We start from the raw sequence: 20,531 nt of genomic DNA, 5'->3' as shown, positions 1-20,531 counted from the left end.
ACAGGCAATTTTTACAACCCCTTATTCCACAGGATTATCTCATCCACGCCGATTTGCTTAAAAAGCAAGAAAGCAGTGTCCGCACGATGCGGCCGACTGCTTTCTTGGATTAAACGGGAACGTTCGCCCTATCACGCATTTGCAATTGATACATCTGGTAATAGATGCCCCGATACCGCATCAATTCGTCGTGATTGCCTCGTTCCGCGATTCGGCCCCGGTCCATCACTAGAATGAGATCCGCATGATGGATGGTAGACAACCGGTGGGCAATGACAAGCGTAGTCCTTCCTTTCTTCAACACTTCAAGTGCCGATTGGATCATCCCTTCGGTCTCCGTATCGATGTTGGATGTTGCCTCATCGAGGATAAGGACAGGCGTGTTGTAGGCGAGCGCCCTTGCAAACGAAATCAGCTGCTTTTGCCCGACCGATAAGGTGCTTCCTTTTTCGATCACGGGTTCGTCCAATCCATTAGGCAGATGCTGAAGCACGCGCCGGGCTCCGACCGCTCTTAGCGATTCCTCGATCAACTCACGGCTGATGGCCGGATTGTCCAAACTGATATTGCTGGCAATGGTGCCTGTGAACAAGAAGGGTTCCTGTAGAACGATGCCGATCTGTTTCCTTACTTGCTGCCTGGAGAGGGTCTGGATATTGTATCCGTCAATCGTAACGGTTCCCTTTTGCAGCTCGTAAAATCTCAGCAGTACGTTCATGATGGAACTTTTCCCCGATCCCGTATGTCCGACGAATGCGATCGTCTGTCCCTGCTTCGCCTCGAAAGAAATATCTCGGAGAACGTAATGATCGTCCGAATAGGCAAAGGAAACGTTCTCGAATTTTACGTTCCCTTTCATTTTCGGCGTTTCCTCGTCTGCGACATCCGAGCCTTCCTCTTCCATCAGCCTGAAAACCCGTTCGGCCGAAACGAGGGAATGATTCAGCTGAGCCAGTTGATTCACCATTCCCACCAGAGGCTGGAATAAGCGCTCCACATATTCCACAAAGGCATAAATCATGCCAAAGGTGAAGACCGACTGATGGCTCAAACCGGCGCTGCCGAAATACCAGATGATGGCGGCGAGCGCGAGACTTCTGAGAACCGTAACCAAATTATTGGAAGTGAGCGCTTTTAAAGTAAGCAGTTTATTGGAATACGTAAAGTAACGTACATTTTTATCCTCAAATTCCTGCCGCACGGTGCGCTGCCGGGAGAACGCGCGAATGACAGGCATACATTGAATGGTTTCGTTGATCAAGCCGTTGATATCGCTCAAGGTGGATCGGATGGTTTGACTGTATTTGGATGCAAATTTCTGATAAAGGAAAATCCAGCCCCCAAGGGCAGGAATGATAAGCGTGCAAATAAGCGCGAGCCTGACGTCCAATATAAAGAGGGCCGTCAAGATTCCGGTGATGTAGACGGTTCCGGTGAAAAAATTTCTCAATACGGTAACAAACAATTCTTTCACGGCTTCGGTATCGTTGGTTACGCAAGATACGATCCGGCCGGCCGGTATCCGGTCGAAGTACGAAATGGGAATCCGGTGGATTTGCTTTAGAACATCTATCCGCATTTTTTGAATGACACGGTTGGAAGATACTTGCAAGGCATACGTTTGACCGTATTCGAGCATGCTGGCTGCCCCTACGAATCCGAAATAAAGAAGGATCAAGTTGACGATTTTCTCCAATTCCGGTTCATAAAAGAGAAACAAGTCGCGCGTGGAGAGAATATCGGCCGGGTACGTCCCGGTTTCCGCATTTCGCTTGATAATGAGTCGGTCGCCTTGTACAATCCGTTCACCGTCCGCCTTCACAGCTTCCGGAACAAATACGAACTGCCGCTGCACCTGGAGAATGCGGACTTCTTGTCCCTTCTCTTCCTGCTCGTGAAAATAATCGCCTCTTTTGTAATGCTTCCCTTTATAAGGCACGGCATTTTCCCCGGGTTCCCGTGTTTCGTACCAAGGTTTTTCTATCCCCAGAATATGTTGGTCGATTAACCGTTTGGCAATAATTGGTCCGGACAATTCCGCCGCTACCATCAGCAAGAGAAGACAAAGCGCCCCGATAAACGATTTCTTGTAATAAAGAACATACTTGAAAAGCTTCTTTCCTACATTCATAGGATTTTCCACGCTCACTTTAGCAAGTTCATTTGCAGTTTTTGCGACTCGTATTGTTCTTTATACCAACCTTCGCAGGCAACTAATTGAACATGCGCGCCGCATTGGACGATCCGGCCCTGATCCATTACGACGATGAAATCGGAATGTTCCACGGCGGATAACCGGTGCGTCGAAATGAGCGTCGTACGCCCCTTTCGCTCCGCAATAAGGTTGGCGATTATGCCCGCCTCCGTTTTAGCGTCGACAGCGGATAAAGCGTCATCCAGCAGCATAATTTCGGGTTCGGAAATGATCGCCCGCGCAAAAGCGATTCTTTGCTTCTGTCCGCCCGACAAGGACACCCCTCTTTCCCCTACTAATGTATCGATCCCGTCCGGAAGCGTATGAATATCCTCCATAAAGGAAGCCAGCTCCAGAGCCCGGAACACTTCCCCGTCGGTCGAGTTCTCCTTGCCGAATCGAACATTTTCTTTGACGGTTTTCGAAAACAGCAGCTGCTCCTGCGGGACATAACCGATCCATCGATTCCAGGCTTCAAGCCGAATGCGTTCCAGCGGGATGCCCGAAACGGTGATTTCGCCCCTGTCTGCCGGATACTCCCTGAGCAGCTGCCTTAACAGGGTCGTCTTGCCGCTTCCTGTCCGTCCGACGATACCGATGGTCTGTCCGCGGTTAATATGCAGCGTGATGTCTTTCAGGTTATCGGTTTGGGAAGACGGATAGCGGAAGCTTACGCGGTGAAATTGCAGGGTATGCGGCAGCGCGATGTCCTCTTCCGGATCTTCCCCATCCCGTACGTCGGGCGGATAGGTCATGATTTCATCCAAACGGTCCAAGGAAGCGCTCCCCCGCTGCATAATATTAATCAGTTCCCCGATCGCGTACATGGGCCAGATCAGCATGCCCAAATAGACGTTGAACGTAATCAGTTCTCCCAGTGAAATGCGCTGCTGAAAAACAAGATAGGTCCCGTATCCGAGACCGATCAAATAACTGATCCCGATTAACATGCGGATGGTGGGCTCGAATAAAGCTTCGACCCGCGCGATGGCGACATTTTTCCGGAACAGATCTTCCGCCATGGTTTCGAAATTTTTCTGATTCGCCTCTTCCCGCACATAAGCTCTAACCACGCGAATACCGGTCACGGTCTCCAGCACTTGATCGTTAAGCGCTCCGAAAGCATCCTGAGCGATCGTAAAACGGCGGTGAAGGTATTTTCCGAAAAAGGTAATGACCGCCGCGATAAGCGGAAGCGGCAAGATGGTGACCAGCATTAAATTCCAGTCGATAAAAAAGCCCATCGTAATCAGGATCGTCACCGAAAACAAACAGGAGTCGACTAAGGTCAAAATGCCGGAGCCCGACGTTTCTCCGATGGATTTGATATCGTTGGTCGCCCGGGCCATGAGATCGCCGGTCCGGTACTTTTCGAAAAAGGGCGGTGTCATCTTTAACAGATGGGCCATCAAACGCGAACGCATTTTGAGCTGCAAACGGTTCGCTCCGCCGTGCAATTGAAACATCCAAGCGTAATTCAGGGTATAGATGACGACGGAGAGTCCGAGAATAAATCCGATATACTGCGCCAGACTCGCCGGGGTCAGCGTGTTTTGCTGGATATGGTCAAGAGCGGAGCCCAGCAGCAGGGGCGGCAGCATTTCGACCCCGTTTACGAGGACCAGGATGAGTACCGCCAGCGTATACCGGATTTTATGCTCTCTAAAAAACCAGCCGAGCCTCACCAAAACTGAAACGATAACGATCACTTCCCCGCTTCCGGATTTCCCGTGCCGCCCGGTTGTCGCCCGTAATCAGACGCTCATATTTTCGGCTATTCTTAGAGCGTTCGCCTGGATCGTCAAGGTTGGATTAACACCGCCCGCAAAAGGCATGAAGGACCCGTCGGCCGCAAACAAATTGTCGATCGTGTGGAATCGGCCGAACTTATCGACAACGGAAGTCCGCTCATCCGTGCCTGCTCGGCAAGTTCCATGCAAATGAGCGCTTCCTAAATAGTAGTAGGAAGGGTTGCATTGTACCCGCTTGGCTCCCATGGCCGTCAAAATTTCTCCGGCCCTCTCGATCATAAAGCTCAGCCGGCGCTTGTCCCATTCATGTGTCTGATAATCAAGGACAATTTTGGGTACCCCCGTGGCTTCTTTATCGTTCGACAGCCGGACTTTATTGGTCACCATAGGCTGGTCCGCTATGATACATTCCAATTGAACATACATGCCGCTGCCTTCATGGCCGTAATAGGTCCACGGATTGGCTTCGTAGATCAGCCCGCCCAGGCCGGAATGGCAATGCGGGTCCTGGTAATAATCCGTAATCGAAACGGTGGAGTACAATCCTTTCAACGGTTCGTTCAACTGCTCGTAGGGATGATTGTCCACCCAACCGGATACGTATTCGCTGTTCTTGAAACTTAATCCCGAGCCGACCAGACCGGATTTGTTCCCTACTCCGTCCGGCCACCATTTGTTCGTCGAACGCAGCACGAGCGCGGCGCTTTGGATGGCGTTACCGGCCAGAACGAATTGTTTCGCTCTGATGTGGAACCGTTCTTTCGTGTCCAAATCCAGGCATTCCAAGGAGTCGATTACGGACGGATCCGTCTGATGGAACGCCAGAGCCTTCGTATTTTTCATCAGCGTCACATGCTCCAGCTTCAACACGGGCTTCAAAATACGCGTAAAACTGTCCGCTTTGGCGCCGATCGGGCACGCGTAATCCGTGCAGCTGGTTAAGTTGTCGCAGCCCGGATATCCGTTATGATCCGTTGTGTTAACCGCCAGCGGAGTCGGAAACGGATGCAGGCCGAGCTCTTTGCCCGCCTGGTCGATCAGGGCTCCCTGCTGGCTGTAGGAATGGGCCGTCCGGAGCGAACCGGTACCGGCACTGTTTTTGAACGGATCGGCATTCAAATCCCCGGACACCCCAAGCCACTGTTCGATCTTGTTGTAGTAGGGATCCAAATCCGAATACCCGATGGGCCACTGGGGGTCCAGAGCATCGGACGCCACATATTCCCTCGCATCGAAGTCGACGTCTTTGTATCGGAACGAGATACCGGCATAAAATATCGTTCCGCCGCCAACCGCGCTGGCAGACCACGGATAGCCGTTATTCCCCCAGGTTCCGTCCGACTCTCTCGCGTAGGCTTTCTCCGCATGGCTCATGACCGAATCTATATTCGTTCCCGGTTCAATGAGACCGCCTTGCTCCACAATGGCGACTTCCAACCCTTTCTCGGCCAAATATTTGCTGACAACGGAACCGCTTGCTCCGCTGCCGATCACGCATACATCGAATTGCTTGGTCAAGGTGATTCCTCCTACTTGCTTATTTCAATGGCCAGTACTAAACGTTTAGCTTAGTAATCTTAGTCACGATTTCATCGGCATGTATCAGATAAGGACCTTCCAAATTCATATCGAGCGTGCAGTCGAACAGTGATTCGACCCGTTGAACGATTTCAAAGAAATCCCGCTTATCCACTTCCATCGGTCCCTGTTTAAACGTTTCCACGAGCTCGTCCCCGTCCTCGCCGGTGACGCCGGAAATCGCGTAGATCACTTGATACAGCGTGTTCCGCTCTTTGTTATCCATCTCATTTCATCCTTTCTTATCCGGTTGTTTGAAGATGTGAACGGTTGTTCAGACTCTCCAGTAGAAAACTGCCGTTGGTCGGGTCGTAATGAATGATGTGCATCGCCGTATTGCTTGCTTTGATTTGCCATTGCAGGAGCTGCTCGTTCCCTAATCCGAGAAAAAACAGGATGGACAGCTGGATGCTGAAAGCGTGGGTAAAAATGACGATGTTGCACGCTTCTTCGGCATACTTCCGGAACAGATCCTTATAGAACCGCTCGATCCGTTCCCGCTGTACGTCAAGCGACTCCAGCCCCTTGACGATTTCCAAATGAGGCGACCGGATACGCTGCTCCAGATACAGATCCCACTGCCCCTGCGTAATCGGCGGGATAAAAGACTCCGGAGCTTTCAGCTCGCTCAAACGTTCGTCTTCGACGAAAGGCACGGACGGATAGCGCCCGCGGAAAATGCCCGCCGTTTCCCTCGCCCTTTTCAAAGGGCTGGAATAAATGACCGACGGCGTCAGAGAAACCGGGTATTCGTCCCGGAGCTTCACGGCCTGGCCGATCCCCGCTTCCGTCAGCTCGCAATGAGGATCGTAAGCGTCCATAAGAGCGTCGTCCTCCAGAATATTGCAGCGGGCCTGCGCATGACGGATTAAAATCAATCGCATGCTATCTCTCCTTCCGTCGGATTGTTCGCTCGCGGTCCGGTCCCTAGACCGGATTCGAAATTCCTTCCTTCACCCGGCTGAAATGAATAAAATCCTCCTCGCTGTACATGGAACCCAGCAACACGGCTTTCACGCCGAGTTTGTAATACTCATTCAAATAAGCGGCCACTTGCTCGTAATCCCCGACTAACACGGGACTGTATATTCCGCCGTTCATGTACCCGCCCATCCAGAAGACTTCATCGTACGTTTCACTCGCTAAAGCCAGTTCGGCCAGCGTCCGCTGCCAGCTTGATTCCGAATTTGTTTTCATCCGGAGCTGGATCTTCCCCTGCCGGTTCCCGGGATAACGGGCATGAGCGATCTTCCATGCTTGCTCCGCCGATTCTCTGGCGATAATCTCGATTCTTATGGCACTTTGAACAGCCGATCCCTGCACCTTTTCGCTAAAATGGCGTTTAAAATGTTCCAGCGGTCCCGGATGAGTAACGACGAAATCCGCCGCTTTCAAACCCGTTTCAAGCCCTTCCTCGGAAGAACCGGACATAAATATGCGCGGGAAAAGCCGTTTGTCCGGCAGCGAAGGCTTGAACTCCAAATTATTCAGCTCATAATAGTCCCCTTTGAACGAAACGGCAGAATCGGATTCAAGCAGCAGACGGAGCACCTGAACATATTCGTGAAGTTTCTTGTAGCGGGACGAATGGTCGATATAGCCCCCGGTTTGCTGGAGCTCGCCGGTAACGGCACCGGTGATCATATTCAAGTCGATCCGCCGGTCGTACAAATAAGTGAAGCTCTGAATTAACTTGGCAGCCGTATAGGGAGGATACATGTAGGGCTGAAGCGCAATTAGAGGAACATGACGTTCCGTATGCCGCATAATAACCGAGCTTACGGCCCAAGGGTCCAATACGGAATGGTTAAAAAACGACAGGGACCCGACTATGCCGTAAGCATCGGACAGCTGCGCGATTTTAACGGCGTTTTCCATAAATTCTTTCTTGCCGTTATAATGGTTGACGCCTGGAATTTGGCCATAATACTGAATCGTATCCAATGCAATCATCCCCCTGCTTTTCGTATATTGGGCTTTCTATTTGTCCACAAAGAGGAGATTTGATTCTGTCTGCAGCTGGGTCGCGACTATATCATCCGCCGTTCCTTTCCGTCTGATCAGCTCGTATGAACCGTTCCGTTTGAGAATTTCAATGGGCGTCGGGTGCCCCAGAAAATGAACCGGACTAAAGCTCAGTCCGTAAGCTCCCGAGTTCAACACACATACGAGGTCGCCCGGATACAAGGCCGGCACATGGACATCCTTCCCTACACAATCCTCGGGCGTACAGAGAGGACCGGCAATGGTGACTTTTTCGAGTTCGCGACGGCCGGAGTCTTCCCTAACGGGAATATATTCCATGGGGTAGTTGCTCCGCATACTTCTTCCCCGGAAAGTGGAGGCCGCATGGTGGTGCATTCCCCCGTCTACGATCACAAAAACTTCTCCTTTGGACGCTTTCCGGTAAAGCACCTCGGTTACATACACGGCCGCTTGAGCCAATAAGTATCTTCCGCTTTCGATAATAAAGGTCGTTTGCGGGAACCGTGTATCTCTCGCCTCTTGAACGTAATCGCTGACCGCACGCGTGATTTTGCCGATATCCAGTGCCTTTTCGTGTGAAAAATACGGGACTCCGAACCCTCCGCCAAGATTAATACATTCACAGACGATTCCGTATCGTTCATAAATGTTTCTGCCTAGATCTACGGTATATTTCATCGACTCGATAATGCTGTCGGTATTCAGATTCTGGGTTCCGGTATATACGTGTATCCCGATAAACTTGGTGAATTGAAGAGAGCGGACGGCATCCATTACGGCATCCAGCATGGATTCGTCCATTCCGAACTGTCTCGGTACCCCGCCCATTTTGATGGCCGTGCTGCCGAAGCTTTTATCGGGATTGATCCGGATCGCGACGCGGGCCGTTTTGTTTTCTTTTTCAGCCAGTTCTTCTATGTAAAAGAGTTCTTCAACGGATTCCGCGATGATGCAGTAAATCCCGCTTTTGACGGCAATCTCGAGTTCGCTCCGCTTTTTCCCCGGTCCCGAGAAAATGATGTTTTCGGCTGAAAATCCGGCATGCCGGGCTAAAGCGAGTTCTCCGGCGGATGCAACCTCGACGCCAAGTCCCCACTGCCGGAACAATTTGGCCAGATGAATATTGTTATTTGCTTTTAGGGACAAATAAAACTGGATCGCCGGGTTCGTCCGGCTTCTTAATTGCCGGTAATGCGCTTCGATAAAATCGCCGTCATACAAATAAAAAGGAGTCTCAAACCTTTTCGTTAAGGCCGTGATTTCAGCTTGATCCAGGTTCATCCGCAAATCCCCTCCCTTCTTCATGAGTTAATGAACAGCCGTTGTCATTTTCGTGTTCAGCTCGTCAAGCAGGCTTCCGGCTTTTATCAGCTGTTCGGAATTGTGGGCAGAAACTAACACAAAGAGCTTATAGGTGTTTTTAAAGGCTCCCGAAGCCTTGCAGAAATTGTAAAGATCGATTCGGACCGGTAAATCGCGGGTCACTTCCGAGAGATCGTTTTCGTAATCTTCAAAATCCAGATCCGCTCTGGAATTAAACACCAGCACCCTGCTTTCGACAAACTCATAACGCTTTTTCTGTTCGATAACCAACGGAAGAATATAGGTGACCTGAGTGAGCCTGGCGTTAATCTCGATAACCGGAATCAGTTCTCCGTTCGTATCGAGGATCGAATCGATCCCAAGCACGCCCCTATACCCCATCTGCCGTATCAGTTCTCCTGCCCGTAAAATTTCTTCGCGATAATCGGCCGCTTCCGATTGCGATAAGGCAGGCGTGAAATTCGTTCCTTTGTAGACACCGTTCGGGTCTACGATTTGCTCGGTGACGGCCAGAAGATGGACTTCATATTCGGTAATGAAAAGCTGAGACGTCAGGCTGAGACGGTGGGGATGCCAGCCTTCCAGGAGCAGGTCGACGTTTGTCTGGCGGTTTTGAATATAATTCAGCAAAAAACGGAAATTCCGTTCGTTGTCGATGACTTTGAGACCTTTACCCGACGAACCGTATGGAACTTTCAACACGCATTTGGAAAAGCCGGCGGAAATGAGCTGTTCGTAGGCATGCTCCAAGCTCTCGATATCGCTGCAGAAATAACCGGTTGTGACGTGAAACCCGTTCCTCTCCATAAGTCTTCTCGTATTGAACTTATGATTGATTTCCCGGCAGACCGCCAAATCCGGCGCAATGATATCCATATGCGGATACCGCCGCTTCAGCTCAAGCAGTTGATCCGAAACAATGAACGGGATAATCGTATAACGCTCAAGATCAGGCACTTGCGAAAGTTTGTCGCAACAAATTATCGACGGCAAGGAGAGGCGGCGCTCTTTCCAATAATCGAGAAAGGCTTGCTCCGGCATCGTATGAAAAAATACCGTGTCCTGCGGCCTCGCCAGAAAGAGAAGCTGATGCTCCTGCTGCACGACAATCTTCTCGGATTGAGGGTCCTTGACGGAGGGAAAGTAATTCGACGCCTGGCTGTCCTGATCTTCGCCGATATTCATGTACCACAGGATTTGTTTGCCGTTCAGACGATAATAATCCAGCGGATGAGTGAACTTCATAGGGCTCCCTCAAGTTTGACCGTCACATGTTCCGTAATTTTCCGCACCGTCGAAAAATTTTCCACGATCAGTTCGTCGTCGTTAAACGTGATCCCGAAATGGCTTTCCAAACTGACGATCAGATTAACGGCGGTTACCGAGTCCAAGCCAAGCAGAAACAAATCGGTTTCCGGGGTAATGAATTCCTTTGTCTGCAGAATTTCATTCACGCAAGATACAATTTGAGCGGTCCGAACATTTTCCTGAGTTTCTAAAGACATCACATTCAACTCCTTCTGTATGGGATGGCGGTTTCCGCACAGCGGTTTATCCGCTTTTGCTGCCGTAATTAGCCGTAGCGGCTCTTTAGCTTTCGCATAAAGTCATCCTCTTGCTCTCTTAATTGCCGAATCTTGCAAGCTGCCCCGTCCCAATCGATCTGTTTGGCGATAATGTACCGCCTGACAATGGCCGCGATATGGTTAGCGAGTTGATGGTTGCGGATAAGGAGGCCGACCTCCTCCGGGGCGTCATCTATATAATGAAGAAACTTGGAGAAAACATGCCGGGATGCGGCGATTAAACGGAGTCCGTGATCCATCGAGATCAGCCGGTTATCCTCATAATCGCGCATATCCAGCAGCACCCGGTCGTAGAAGCTATAGTCGTCCTCGAAGGCTTGCAGCCACTTCCGGAACAAATCTGTATCCTCTTGTTTGTTTTCCCGCATTTCCTCGTCGTTCAGTTCCAGAACCAACAATGTCCTCATCTGTCCGGACAGACTGTCGAAAGCCGCTTCCAAATGTACCGCCGGCAAATATCCGTAGAGCCCGTCCCAATCTTCCACGTAGTATGCCTTGTTCTCACCGTCATAGCCCGTGACGACAAGCGAATGAGTGGAATGAATGGCCTGGAAGGCTTCCTTCCGGTAAGGCAGACAATACTCGTCCCCCCATACGAAAACGAGTTTATGCCGGGCCAGCAGATCCTTTAAACAATCCGAAGCCTGGCTGAAGTCGGGAAAAGAAGCCCGAACAGGCCTAATTCCTTTTCTTAGTAAATCATCGTCGGAAAAAGAAGGCTCCGAATACTTCCATTTGCTCTTATTTTCGATAAAGATCTGGCGGTAAATTTCCGCTGTGCTTTGATAACTGTTATAAAATAGAGGAATGACGGGGACATGTTGTGAGTCCAAATAAGCGATTATCTGCGATTTTCTGCAATCGAAAAATTTCTCGTCATAACGAGTGAGGCACATCTTGCTTCTCCTCTATTCCGGAAGCATGCTGCAGCCGGTATTGTTTCCAGTCGGAAAACCTTGTTTCCAGGTAATCGTCCCGGTTGTACACGTACGTCCAACCCAGATGTGTTCCGCCGCTCTCGTTTACTTGGCATTCGATTCTGTCAAATAGGTTTCTTGTATCCCCGGGACCGAAATACTCTTCCAGCTCATCTATCCGTTTCAGCGTTTCTTCCGAGACTTCATACCACTCGCCCGCCACCAGCTGATTTTCCAGCAGTAAGCCGGGGTAACCGTTGCCGGTATCTACCAAGGAACCGGCTATGCTGGCCTTTCGCGAAAGCAGGGTGGCTTCTTTCATATACTTGTGGTTGTTTTCTCCCTCACGCAGAGTCCCGTAGACAAATAAGTTGGGCATGAAAATTCTCCCCTTTAACGGCTTGGTAAAAGCTTTCGTCCAGCTAATCATCGCCTTAAACTCCCTTACGGGGGCATGCGGTTTCCTAGATGATCGACGATGTTGAAATCAGCCTTTTTCCCGGGCGATTCCGTGAGGCGTTCGTACAAATGCCGGGCGATTTCACCGGGTTCGTAAGGGGCGTCCTCTCCCCCCATTTCGGTTTTCATCCAGCCGGGGTGAACCGCAACCACCTTAAAGTTCTCCGGTTTCAGTTCCCTCTCCAGCATACGGGTAAACATATTCAGAGCCGCTTTGGAGATACAGTAGCCGTACGTTTTCAAAGGAAGTTCGGAAATACTTCCGGCCTCGGAGCTGATATTAAGAATGCTTTTGACCGAGCTGCTTTCCATCATAGGCTTGAGGGATTTGATAATGGCCATCGGACCCAAAACGTTCGTTTTCCACGTTTCTTCGAAATCCGCGATGTCCACTTCCTGGATCTTTTTGCATCGGATGCCTTCACGGGCCGCATTATTGATAATCGCGTCAAGCTTTGGCGTCACGGCGGTAATCAGGGAATAAGCCTGCCGGATTGAATCCTGGCTGCTTACATCCACGGGAATGATGCTCAGCTCTTCCTTGTATTTGGTTTTTAACGGGAGCAGCTGCCCGGCTCTGTTCATGTTCCTCACTCCGGCAAGAACTTGATGTCCCCGTTCCAAAAAAACCTCGCAAAGACTCAGTCCCAGCCCGCGGTTCGCGCCGGTTATGAAAACGATCATGGGCTTCCCCCTTAAGAGTAGGTCAGAACGACCTGCAGAACTTCATGCGGGTGTTTATCGATCATTTCGTAGGCTTTCGGCGCATCGCCGAACGGAATCCGGTGGCTGATCAGGTTGCGGAGCTTAAGCTTGAGCAGCAGATCTTTCCCGATATTCCTTCTTCTCGCATCGTCATACATATGGCTGATGGAAGGATCGATCCCAAGGGTTTGCGAAGCGCGGATCGTAATCCGGTTCTGGTGAAATTCTTCGGAAAGATTCAGCACCGATTGCCCGCCCTGATACCAGCCTACCGCTGTAATTACCGTGTCCGGCGCCGCTATGCGAATCGCTTGATTCAAAGCCGTTGAATGACCGGATACTTCGAAGACGGCATCGGCCCCCCGGTTATTCGTAATCTCTCTGATTTCCTTGGCGACATCCGTCCGATTCGGATTAAACACATAGTCGATTTCAACTTCCCTGGCGATGTTCAGTCTGTTCTCAAGCGGATCGACTCCGACGACTGTGGCGCCGGACAGTTTGGCTAATTGAGCGATTAACTGCCCGACTACGCCGAGTCCAGATACGACGACAACGTCCCCGATTTTAATTCTCGTATCCAATACAGCGTTATAAGCCGTCATCAGGTTTGTGTAGAAAATGCCGAGCTCAGGCTCCAGCTTTGGGGGAAGTTTAAAGATCTTTTTGTGATGCTTGCACACGATCGTTTGATGCCTGCCGTGGGAAAACACGATATCTCCGACCGAAAATCCTTCGACATCCGATCCAACTTCAATAATTTTCCCTACGTTCGAATACCCGATAAACCAGGCATCGTCCTCGCAGCTCCGGATCGGATATTTAACTTTGTGTTCTTCGGCCAGATCCTCGAACAACCGGGTTTCGGAATCCATATCTCTTGTGAAATAGGGAGCGATACCTCTGTAAGCCCCCATTTCCGTTCCGTGACTGATCCCCGAATAGAGGGACTGTATCCGGCATTCGCCGCTCTTTAACGGCAATTCTTCCGCCGTTTCCACGATTAATCGGCTTGGACCCGTGTACGTTAAAATTTCCATGGAAAGCACTCCTTTTCTTTGTGTCAGGTTTGAAGCGGTTCGGGACTTAAAGACCGGAATACCCGCCAAGCTTGAGTATCCGTTTCTTGTATCCAAAATAGCTCGGCTTCGCTAAGGACTCCGCCGTTATTGATTTTCGTTTCCGCCTCCTCGCCGAACAATCCGAGCAGCTGCGTTTTGTATTCCAATACAGCGGCTCTTTTTACCGGCGTGTAGACGCTGTTTCTCAATTCCAACTGACGCCATCCGTCCTGTAAAAACTCATTGTGCTGCTGCCAGTACGGAAATTCGGAATAGAAAAGCACCGGATACCCTTGCGACATCAGCCTCAAACCGGCTTTGGTCAGCAGCCGGTGATCGACATGTTTGGAGATGGCGGGAAATACCCAGGTGTATTTCCGGGCAAGATCGCAGGACTGCAAATAGGTTTCGATTTTAGGCAGGAAAATATCTTCGTCCTGTTTGTCCGGAATGCCGAATAAGTCTTCCTCCGTCCGGTAATAAGGCTGCCCCTTATTTTCCCTGTAGATGGCATCCGGAAAGGAAAGTACTTCGACCTGTACACCGGGAAGATGCCGGAATGCCTGCTGATCCTCCTGGAGTCGGCGCGCCACGAGTATGGACAAGTGATCGCCCTCTATTTCATCCTCGAACAATCCCAAATCCTCGGCTGCGTACTGTCTGGCAATCTCGCCGGGCTGAAAGCGAACCGACGGGCAGCCCCCGAATACGGTCAGCACCTTGCAGGTGTGCCCCTGATTCATCAGTTCCAATAAAGTCGAGGCGCACGACAAAATGACATCATCGAAGTGAGGCGAGATGAACATAAAAGCACGCTTATCCTGGTTCATCCTTACAGCCCTTCCCGGATCACTTCTTTTATGAGCGTTTTTCTGACCGGTGTAAGCAGCGTTTGGTTATACATCGCCGGTTTACCGACTCCGCTAAGTAAAATCATGCCCAAATTATCCTCATCCAGCTTAATGTAGCCCCTCTTGTTATCGTGGATTAAATAATGGAAGATCGAATCCGGGTCCGATTTGAGCGGAATATCCTGCAAGGCCCCGATTTTATTTAAAAGCCAGTAATGGGCGGACACGTCATGTTCGGGCATCAGGTTCATCCGGTTCGCTATTTTAGCGGCGTAAATCATGCCCACTGCAATGGCTTCTCCGTGCGTGATCCCTCCCTGCTCGGCAAGCTCGATCGCATGACCGATCGTATGGCCGTACTCAAAGATCAGGCCCTTCTTTTTCTCGTAAATATCTTCGCTTAATACCGACATTTTGGCCGATATGCAGAAGTTGATAAACGTCTCCAGCTGCTTCGGAGAATACACATTGGCTGAATTTAAATCATCCTCTGTAAATTCCTTGTTGTCGTTTTCCAGAATCAGCATATTTTTTACCAGCTCGCACATTCCCGCTTTCACCTGACGGGGCGGCGACTCCGACAAGATTCGGGTATCGGCGAACACGAAGCGGGGCGGGTAATAAAAGCCGACCAGGTTCTTTCCGCTCGTTAAATTAACAGCCTGCTTGATCGAAAGAACCGAATCGGAGGCCGCCAAAAACGTGGTCGGAACGTGGATAAGCGCAATCCCGCGAAACATCATGCCGGCCGCCACTCCGGCCACGTTCCCGGTTAACCCTCCGCCAACCGCTACGATAGCGGTTCTGCGGTTGGCTCCCAGAGCAATTGCCCGCTCTTGCAAATTTGTCACGGTTGAAAGTGTTTTGTATTCTTCACCGCCCTGGAAGCGAAGAATATGTACAGGGGCGAGTTTGCCGAAGTACTCGGCCGCATAATGAACAATCGAGTCCGGTACCCCCGAGTCCGAAATCACGATATATTGATCGAATTCATCCCGGGGAATATAGGATTCAACCGATTCCAAAACATGTTCGCCGAATGCAAAGTTAAAACACCGGTCCGCAAAACAAATTTGTTTAGTCGTCATGTTTAACCTCCACCGATCAAATTATCGAGAAGTTTGAGCTGTTTCTCATAGGGAAGCAAATCCGATGCCCCGTCAATCATGTTCCAGGCGGTTCTGAACGTTTGCTCGGTCGTAACCTCTTTTCCTCTCAGGTGTTTAAATTGCTCCGATAAGACATCGGTTACGTTCGCAAACCTGCGAATCAGGTCCACTTGAACGTCTTTGTCCATGCACAGGGAAAGCGACTGATTATCCCCCTCGAATAGAATGAGTCCCTGAATAAAGGCTTCCCGGTAAAACGCCTCCTCCAGCTCTTCGTCTCCGAATACCAGCTGAAAAATGGAGCTGCCGTTCACTTCGATGGGCAAAGAGGATTGAACGAACAGCTCTTTCAAATTCCCCGTCAAGGTTTGACCGTAAGAACGTATCAAATCGTAGCCTTTACCGGATTCCATTTTTTTCAGCGTTTCCAGGGACGACAGAATCGGCAGCATCTGGTAGTAGGCCGTGTACGTGTGTTCTTTGGTCTCTGCCATAATTTCTTCCGAACTCACCACGCATGAAATCCGGTGCCCGTTCGACAACCCTTTGGAGAAGACGTACATGTCGGCCTTCTCAGTCGTCACAAGCTCAAGGGAGGACCCTTGACGGTGCCGGTAGCCTTGCTTCACATCGTCGCAGCAAACCAGGACTCCATGCGCCCGGCATATGCCAAGGATTCTCTCCATCGTCGAAGCCGATAAATACGTATAGTCCGGCGAAAATATGACCAAGGCGACTTGATCCTTATGCGCCGTTAAGGCGCGTTCCAGGAGCTCGGGGATGAAATAAAACTCGATCACCCCGTCCTCATTCGGTTCCAGCAGGGGACCCTGCTGCCTCCACATGGGATCCCAGCCGTGGTATCCCGAGCTGAGGACGATTTTCTTGCCGCTGTAATCGCGTGCGGCATACACGGCCGCTCTGCAGGCGGCGGTTCCGGTCGTATAGAACGAAACCTTCGCATCCGGCAAAGCGCTGTCTTTCTTGATCCGTTCGGCCAGATCAATGATCGGTTTGGAAGGACCCGTTACAACCTCCCGGTCCTGCTCCAGAAAATTCCGCAAGGCGGCATTGACGTTCGGATCGTTGTGCCCCAGTATAATAGACCCTTTCCCGCTCATCAGGTCGATATAATTGCCGCCGTCGTAATCGAACAAATAAGCCCCGCTTCCCCTTGAAAACATCACTCTTTCCTTGCGGAAGGGATCGACCGGCGAATCGATATAAGTACCGAGTACGGATAGCAGCTGTTCCGAACTTTTAACCGTTTCTTGTTTCATTTCATCGTTCACTCCTTAGTCGTAACGTGCGATATGGCGGATCAGATATACAAAATTTCTTTTTGAATGTCATATCTCTTTTTCCCGGAATCCGTCAGGCATTTATCCAGTTGTTGATTTTGCGCCTCGGTCCCGGCATAAGGGACATACTGCAAGTCGTCGATGAATTGTTGCAAAAGGTCTGGCTCCAAGGAATCCGCATACGCGTTGAGTAAAACCTGCTTGGCGCGTTTAAACGATTTGCTTCGTTTGGAGAGCTCCTTGGCCACTTCGTTAACAGAAGAAACGGTTTTGAAAAATTTAGCCGGACAATAGTGCAGCAGCTTGTCCGTCACACTGGATTGAAGCGCTTTATCCCAGGTTGGCAGCGTCTCGATAACTTTATTGGCGGCATCTTTGTGCTTGAGCAAGTTTCTGGCCACGATATCGTAGGTCAACCGCCGGTCACGCAGCGACTCCAGCTTGCCCACTGTCTCCAAAGGATAAATAGCCGCAAGGAATAAGGCGGTATAGGTTGCCGATTCATAATGCTCGAGCCATTCCGAGTAGTGACCGGCGCGTGCCATCCCGTCTTCCAGTACGGCGAGCTCACCGACCATACGATCGAATCCATCCCGGTACAAGGAGAGCAGGCGGCTTCGCAGGGACGGCGAAAGACACAGGTACGTAAAGAAAGTGGACATGGCGAACAATTTCAAGTTGATAAACTGCCCTTCATCGTCAAAATGGACACGATAGTTTACCAGCTTCCGGAAAATATCTTTCCATTCCGGTTCATTCAATTGAGCGGACAAATCCTCAACCGCAGAAAGCGGATTATGCGAAAAATCGTACGAGCTGTCTAAAACAAACCGGATGATATGAAAAATCGTTTTGTAATCGCTTTGCTGAAGTGCGCCGTCTTCGACGGATTTTACGGTCATATAACAGGTCCAGGTTCCTGCTACCTTCTCGTAATGAGTGCGGAATCGAAAAGCCTCGAACCAGTCGTTGCACTTGTTCATAAAAGAGGCAAAAGCCGATAGTCTCGCGATTTCGTCGTCATGTACGGAAGGAGGCTCGCTAAATTCGACAGTCACGGAATGCTTGTAAAACATAAACCCTGCCTTGTGCGTACACATCGCCAGCTCGATTTCAAAAAAGTCCTTTTGCATCCGCAGCAATCGGTTTTCCTGTTCGGAAAAAGATTGGGCGAACGCCACCATTTCTTTGACGAAAAGAGGCATATGAGCGCCATTGGACGCGGGAACCAACTGCAACGACCACTGGTGCAGCACGTTGTGCAGCTGATGCAAATTAGTTAACGACAAGTCTTCGGCAGTACCCGCCTCGGCTTCTTCTATTCTTGTTTTCCAATGAATTTCTTCCAGGAAGTAATCTTCGATTTCCGCTTGCCGATCTTCTTGGACCCCGATCCAGTCAAGGAAAGTTTGAATGACTTTCTCGTTCTTATCGAACTGCCGGATTAAACCGAGCCATTCGGTTAACAGTCTGAGATACGCTTGATAATAAGACGGACTGCCGTCATCTATCACGCTCAAAAGAATTTCTTTGGCCGATTTATCGTAGGTTTCGACTACGGTATGAAAAATAGAGCTGCTTAACTCGCCGAGCGACTCGTATTTATTCATCTCGTTGTTCAAATCAACGAAAACCTCGTTAAAATACGGAAATCTGCTGACGACGCTCAAATCGTACGGAATGATGGCAAACTCTTTGCCGACTAGAGAATAGTTCCGGTAAAGATCGAACAAGTGCCGGTTCTCTATGGCATGCTTTAAAAATTGGCACAGGTGACCCGCGTTAAAAATCCCGTTGCGGGCTAGATCCAGAACGACCGGCAGGTCTTCATCCTTAACGGAAGAAAGTATGCCGATAAAGCTTTGGATCAGCGCCTCTTCCTCCCGCTTCGAATAAATGCACAAGGCGTCCAGATATTGCTCGAATAAAAACAGCACGTCCAGCCGCAGCTCGATGACGGCCGAATTAACGCTCATTTCCGCACGGACCCGCTCCAACAGCGTATCCCGGTCCCGGCTGCTGCATTTGGCCAGCAGATGATGGATGCGCAGTACCTTCCAGTACACGAGCGTTTCATTAGACCGGCCCCGGTCATCCGGCTGCCGCCCGAAATAAGCGGCGATGTTCCCGTCTTTGAGCAAGTTTTTCGCATGAAACAAGGCCAGGAAATAATTCACCGATGCTTCCGGCCACTCACGGCTTTTTAAAAAATCGTCAACCGTTTCAGCTGTCAACCGTTCGGCGTCATTTGCGTAGTAACTCGGTGAGCGGGCATCATCTTTTCCATGAAAAATGAAGCTGTAAGCCGGATAGGCGCTATTTGCCGTCAAATGCTCTTTAGTCTTTTCCGAGAAGAAGGGCTTGTTTAACACCTCGTTAAAGTACTCGTCCGCCGATACCGCCATGGCCTCCCGCTGCTGGTGCTTCCCTTCACGATCCTGAACAAGAATGCAGTTGTCCGGAAGGGGAATAATTTCCCTGGTCTCGTATTCCAATGCCTTGACTTCTTTGTTGTGGCTGTACAAACGGCACTGCAGGGAAAACGGATCAAGTACGATATAAGTCATACTTTCCGGTATAAGCGCAATCTCGATACGAATGACCGGAATTCCGACCTGGTTAAACATAATTCCGGCATGTTCCGTTCTCGTACCGAATTCCACCAGGATAGCGGCGATATCCTCCTTAACGTCTTTGCCGGTGTACTGAAGATAGGCGTTCCAGGCTTCGTTCAAGGTCACCGCCTTAATAAACTTGCCGAAGAACGGCTTGCCGCCCTGCGAGATGAACTCCTTTGCATCCAGACAAAGAGCGGCATCCTTTTCCAATTCTTTTTTGGAAGATGCCGACAGCTCGTAGACGTGCTGGAACAAGCAGTAGTTCTTAGCCGGTCTTGTCTGCACGAGAAACAAACTTTGCATGTTCACTTCCTGAAAAATATGCCCCTGCCACAAGTTCAACTCGCCGCCCGGCAGCAGATACCGGACACTATTGTTCGCTTTCACATGCTGCGTAGAGAAAAGATCGAATCCGAAAGCAATCTGCCCCGTGAGTTTTCCGTCGGCAAGTTCCGTTAAGCTTGTCATGGAAATCGTTCCGAAGTCCGAGTCCCCTACCCATTCGCAATCAAGCGCATAGTCCGGCATGGTGCTGTGGAGGTTTTTAAGCAGACCGATGATCGTTTGTAAATCCTCTCCCCTGACATAAGGGGTTGCGTCATAAGGAATGGGATGCCCCGGGTGCTCCGATTGGACCAGCGGCTGTACAAATACGGGAATAGGCTCATGATCGTGCAAATCCCGGCTCACGAAACGTCTATTCTGGTTCCTGGCGTGCTCCGTGCTTCCGCTGAGCATGACCTGCGCAAGCACCTCGTAAAAGTTATCCCTGTGCTCACAAACTAAACTGAGATAAGCGCCGGCATTCGTCGTTTCGTTTAAGTCTTCTTCCCCGGAGCTCCTGATAATCCATGGAAGGTCCCCGCAAACTTTTTTAATTTGATCGAACCGGGATGGTTCGCGCTGCTCTAGGTACCGGGCCAGCCTACCCGGCAATTCTTCTTCGGTACCGCTGTATTGTTCCAGGAACTCAACGGCTGGTTTAGGATCGATCGGATAAAGAGGGGGAATATGCGCTGTAAACGTTTCATTGTTCCGCAGCTCCAACAGTCTCTCGCATTTTATTCCGAAGCTATTCATACAAAGCCTCCT

17 protein-coding genes are annotated in these 20,531 nt (G+C 50.3%); all 17 read right to left on the bottom strand.

Going from position 1 to position 20,531, the window contains the following annotated elements:
• Positions 1–109: 109 nt before the first annotated feature.
• The 17 genes from ACI48J_RS12375 to ACI48J_RS12295 all read right to left on the bottom strand — a co-directional run bounded on the left by ACI48J_RS12375 (position 110) and on the right by ACI48J_RS12295 (position 20,519).
• Entirely contained in the window at positions 110–2,131 is a 2,022-nt protein-coding gene (locus ACI48J_RS12375) for an ABC transporter ATP-binding protein (RefSeq protein ID WP_405082983.1), read from the bottom strand.
• Between the two features lie 14 nt (positions 2,132–2,145).
• Complete coding sequence (locus tag ACI48J_RS12370; RefSeq protein WP_405083214.1) at positions 2,146–3,894, bottom strand: ABC transporter ATP-binding protein; 1,749 nt, start codon at positions 3,892–3,894, stop codon at positions 2,146–2,148.
• 54 nt (positions 3,895–3,948) lie between these two features.
• A complete protein-coding gene (locus ACI48J_RS12365) occupies positions 3,949–5,463 on the bottom strand; it encodes a GMC family oxidoreductase (protein ID WP_326050227.1) in 1,515 nt (504 codons plus the stop codon).
• Between the two features lie 37 nt (positions 5,464–5,500).
• A complete protein-coding gene (locus ACI48J_RS12360) occupies positions 5,501–5,749 on the bottom strand; it encodes a DUF6137 domain-containing protein (protein ID WP_405082982.1) in 249 nt (82 codons plus the stop codon).
• A 16-nt stretch (positions 5,750–5,765) separates the two neighbouring features.
• Positions 5,766–6,407, bottom strand: coding sequence for a histidine phosphatase family protein (locus tag ACI48J_RS12355; protein ID WP_405082981.1), 642 nt, complete (start codon positions 6,405–6,407; stop codon positions 5,766–5,768).
• Positions 6,408–6,450: 43 nt separating this feature from the next.
• The gene (locus ACI48J_RS12350; protein WP_405082980.1) at positions 6,451–7,476 is read right to left on the bottom strand and encodes an LLM class flavin-dependent oxidoreductase; all 1,026 of its coding nucleotides are present in this window, start codon (positions 7,474–7,476) and stop codon (positions 6,451–6,453) included.
• A gap of 27 nt (positions 7,477–7,503) precedes the next feature.
• On the bottom strand, positions 7,504–8,790 hold the full coding sequence (locus ACI48J_RS12345; RefSeq protein WP_405082979.1) for a type III PLP-dependent enzyme: 1,287 nt from the start codon (positions 8,788–8,790) through the stop codon (positions 7,504–7,506).
• Positions 8,791–8,817: 27 nt separating this feature from the next.
• Positions 8,818–10,077, bottom strand: coding sequence for an ATP-grasp domain-containing protein (locus ACI48J_RS12340; protein ID WP_405082978.1), 1,260 nt, complete (start codon positions 10,075–10,077; stop codon positions 8,818–8,820).
• A complete protein-coding gene (locus ACI48J_RS12335) occupies positions 10,074–10,337 on the bottom strand; it encodes an acyl carrier protein (protein WP_405082977.1) in 264 nt (87 codons plus the stop codon). The genes ACI48J_RS12340 and ACI48J_RS12335 overlap by 4 nt, the downstream gene beginning before the upstream one ends.
• Before the next feature lie 68 nt (positions 10,338–10,405).
• Positions 10,406–11,314, bottom strand: coding sequence for a BtrH N-terminal domain-containing protein (locus ACI48J_RS12330; protein WP_405082976.1), 909 nt, complete (start codon positions 11,312–11,314; stop codon positions 10,406–10,408).
• Positions 11,295–11,714, bottom strand: a complete 420-nt coding sequence (locus ACI48J_RS12325; protein WP_326050236.1) for a gamma-glutamylcyclotransferase family protein — start codon at positions 11,712–11,714, stop codon at positions 11,295–11,297. Before ACI48J_RS12325 ends, ACI48J_RS12330 begins: the two co-directional genes overlap by 20 nt.
• Positions 11,715–11,779: 65 nt before the next feature.
• On the bottom strand, positions 11,780–12,478 hold the full coding sequence (locus ACI48J_RS12320) for an SDR family oxidoreductase (RefSeq protein WP_326050238.1): 699 nt from the start codon (positions 12,476–12,478) through the stop codon (positions 11,780–11,782).
• Positions 12,479–12,489: 11 nt separating this feature from the next.
• Positions 12,490–13,539: a zinc-binding alcohol dehydrogenase gene (locus ACI48J_RS12315; RefSeq protein ID WP_405082975.1), complete on the bottom strand. Its 1,050-nt coding sequence runs from the start codon at positions 13,537–13,539 to the stop codon at positions 12,490–12,492.
• A gap of 23 nt (positions 13,540–13,562) precedes the next feature.
• Positions 13,563–14,390: a PIG-L deacetylase family protein gene (locus ACI48J_RS12310; RefSeq protein ID WP_405082974.1), complete on the bottom strand. Its 828-nt coding sequence runs from the start codon at positions 14,388–14,390 to the stop codon at positions 13,563–13,565.
• Between the two features lie 2 nt (positions 14,391–14,392).
• On the bottom strand, positions 14,393–15,499 hold the full coding sequence (locus ACI48J_RS12305) for a 2-deoxy-scyllo-inosose synthase (protein WP_405082973.1): 1,107 nt from the start codon (positions 15,497–15,499) through the stop codon (positions 14,393–14,395).
• A 2-nt stretch (positions 15,500–15,501) separates the two neighbouring features.
• Positions 15,502–16,800, bottom strand: coding sequence for an aminotransferase class III-fold pyridoxal phosphate-dependent enzyme (locus ACI48J_RS12300; RefSeq protein WP_405082972.1), 1,299 nt, complete (start codon positions 16,798–16,800; stop codon positions 15,502–15,504).
• Between the two features lie 41 nt (positions 16,801–16,841).
• Positions 16,842–20,519: a hypothetical protein gene (locus ACI48J_RS12295; protein WP_405082971.1), complete on the bottom strand. Its 3,678-nt coding sequence runs from the start codon at positions 20,517–20,519 to the stop codon at positions 16,842–16,844.
• Positions 20,520–20,531 lie beyond the last annotated feature (12 nt).

Origin of the sequence: Paenibacillus chitinolyticus (genome assembly GCF_045038035.1) — a bacterium.
Taxonomy (GTDB): Bacteria; Bacillota; Bacilli; order Paenibacillales; family NBRC-103111; genus Paenibacillus_F; species Paenibacillus_F chitinolyticus_A.
The sequence above is the reverse complement of the archived record's forward strand: the minus strand, read 5'-3'. Positions and strand labels throughout refer to the sequence as shown.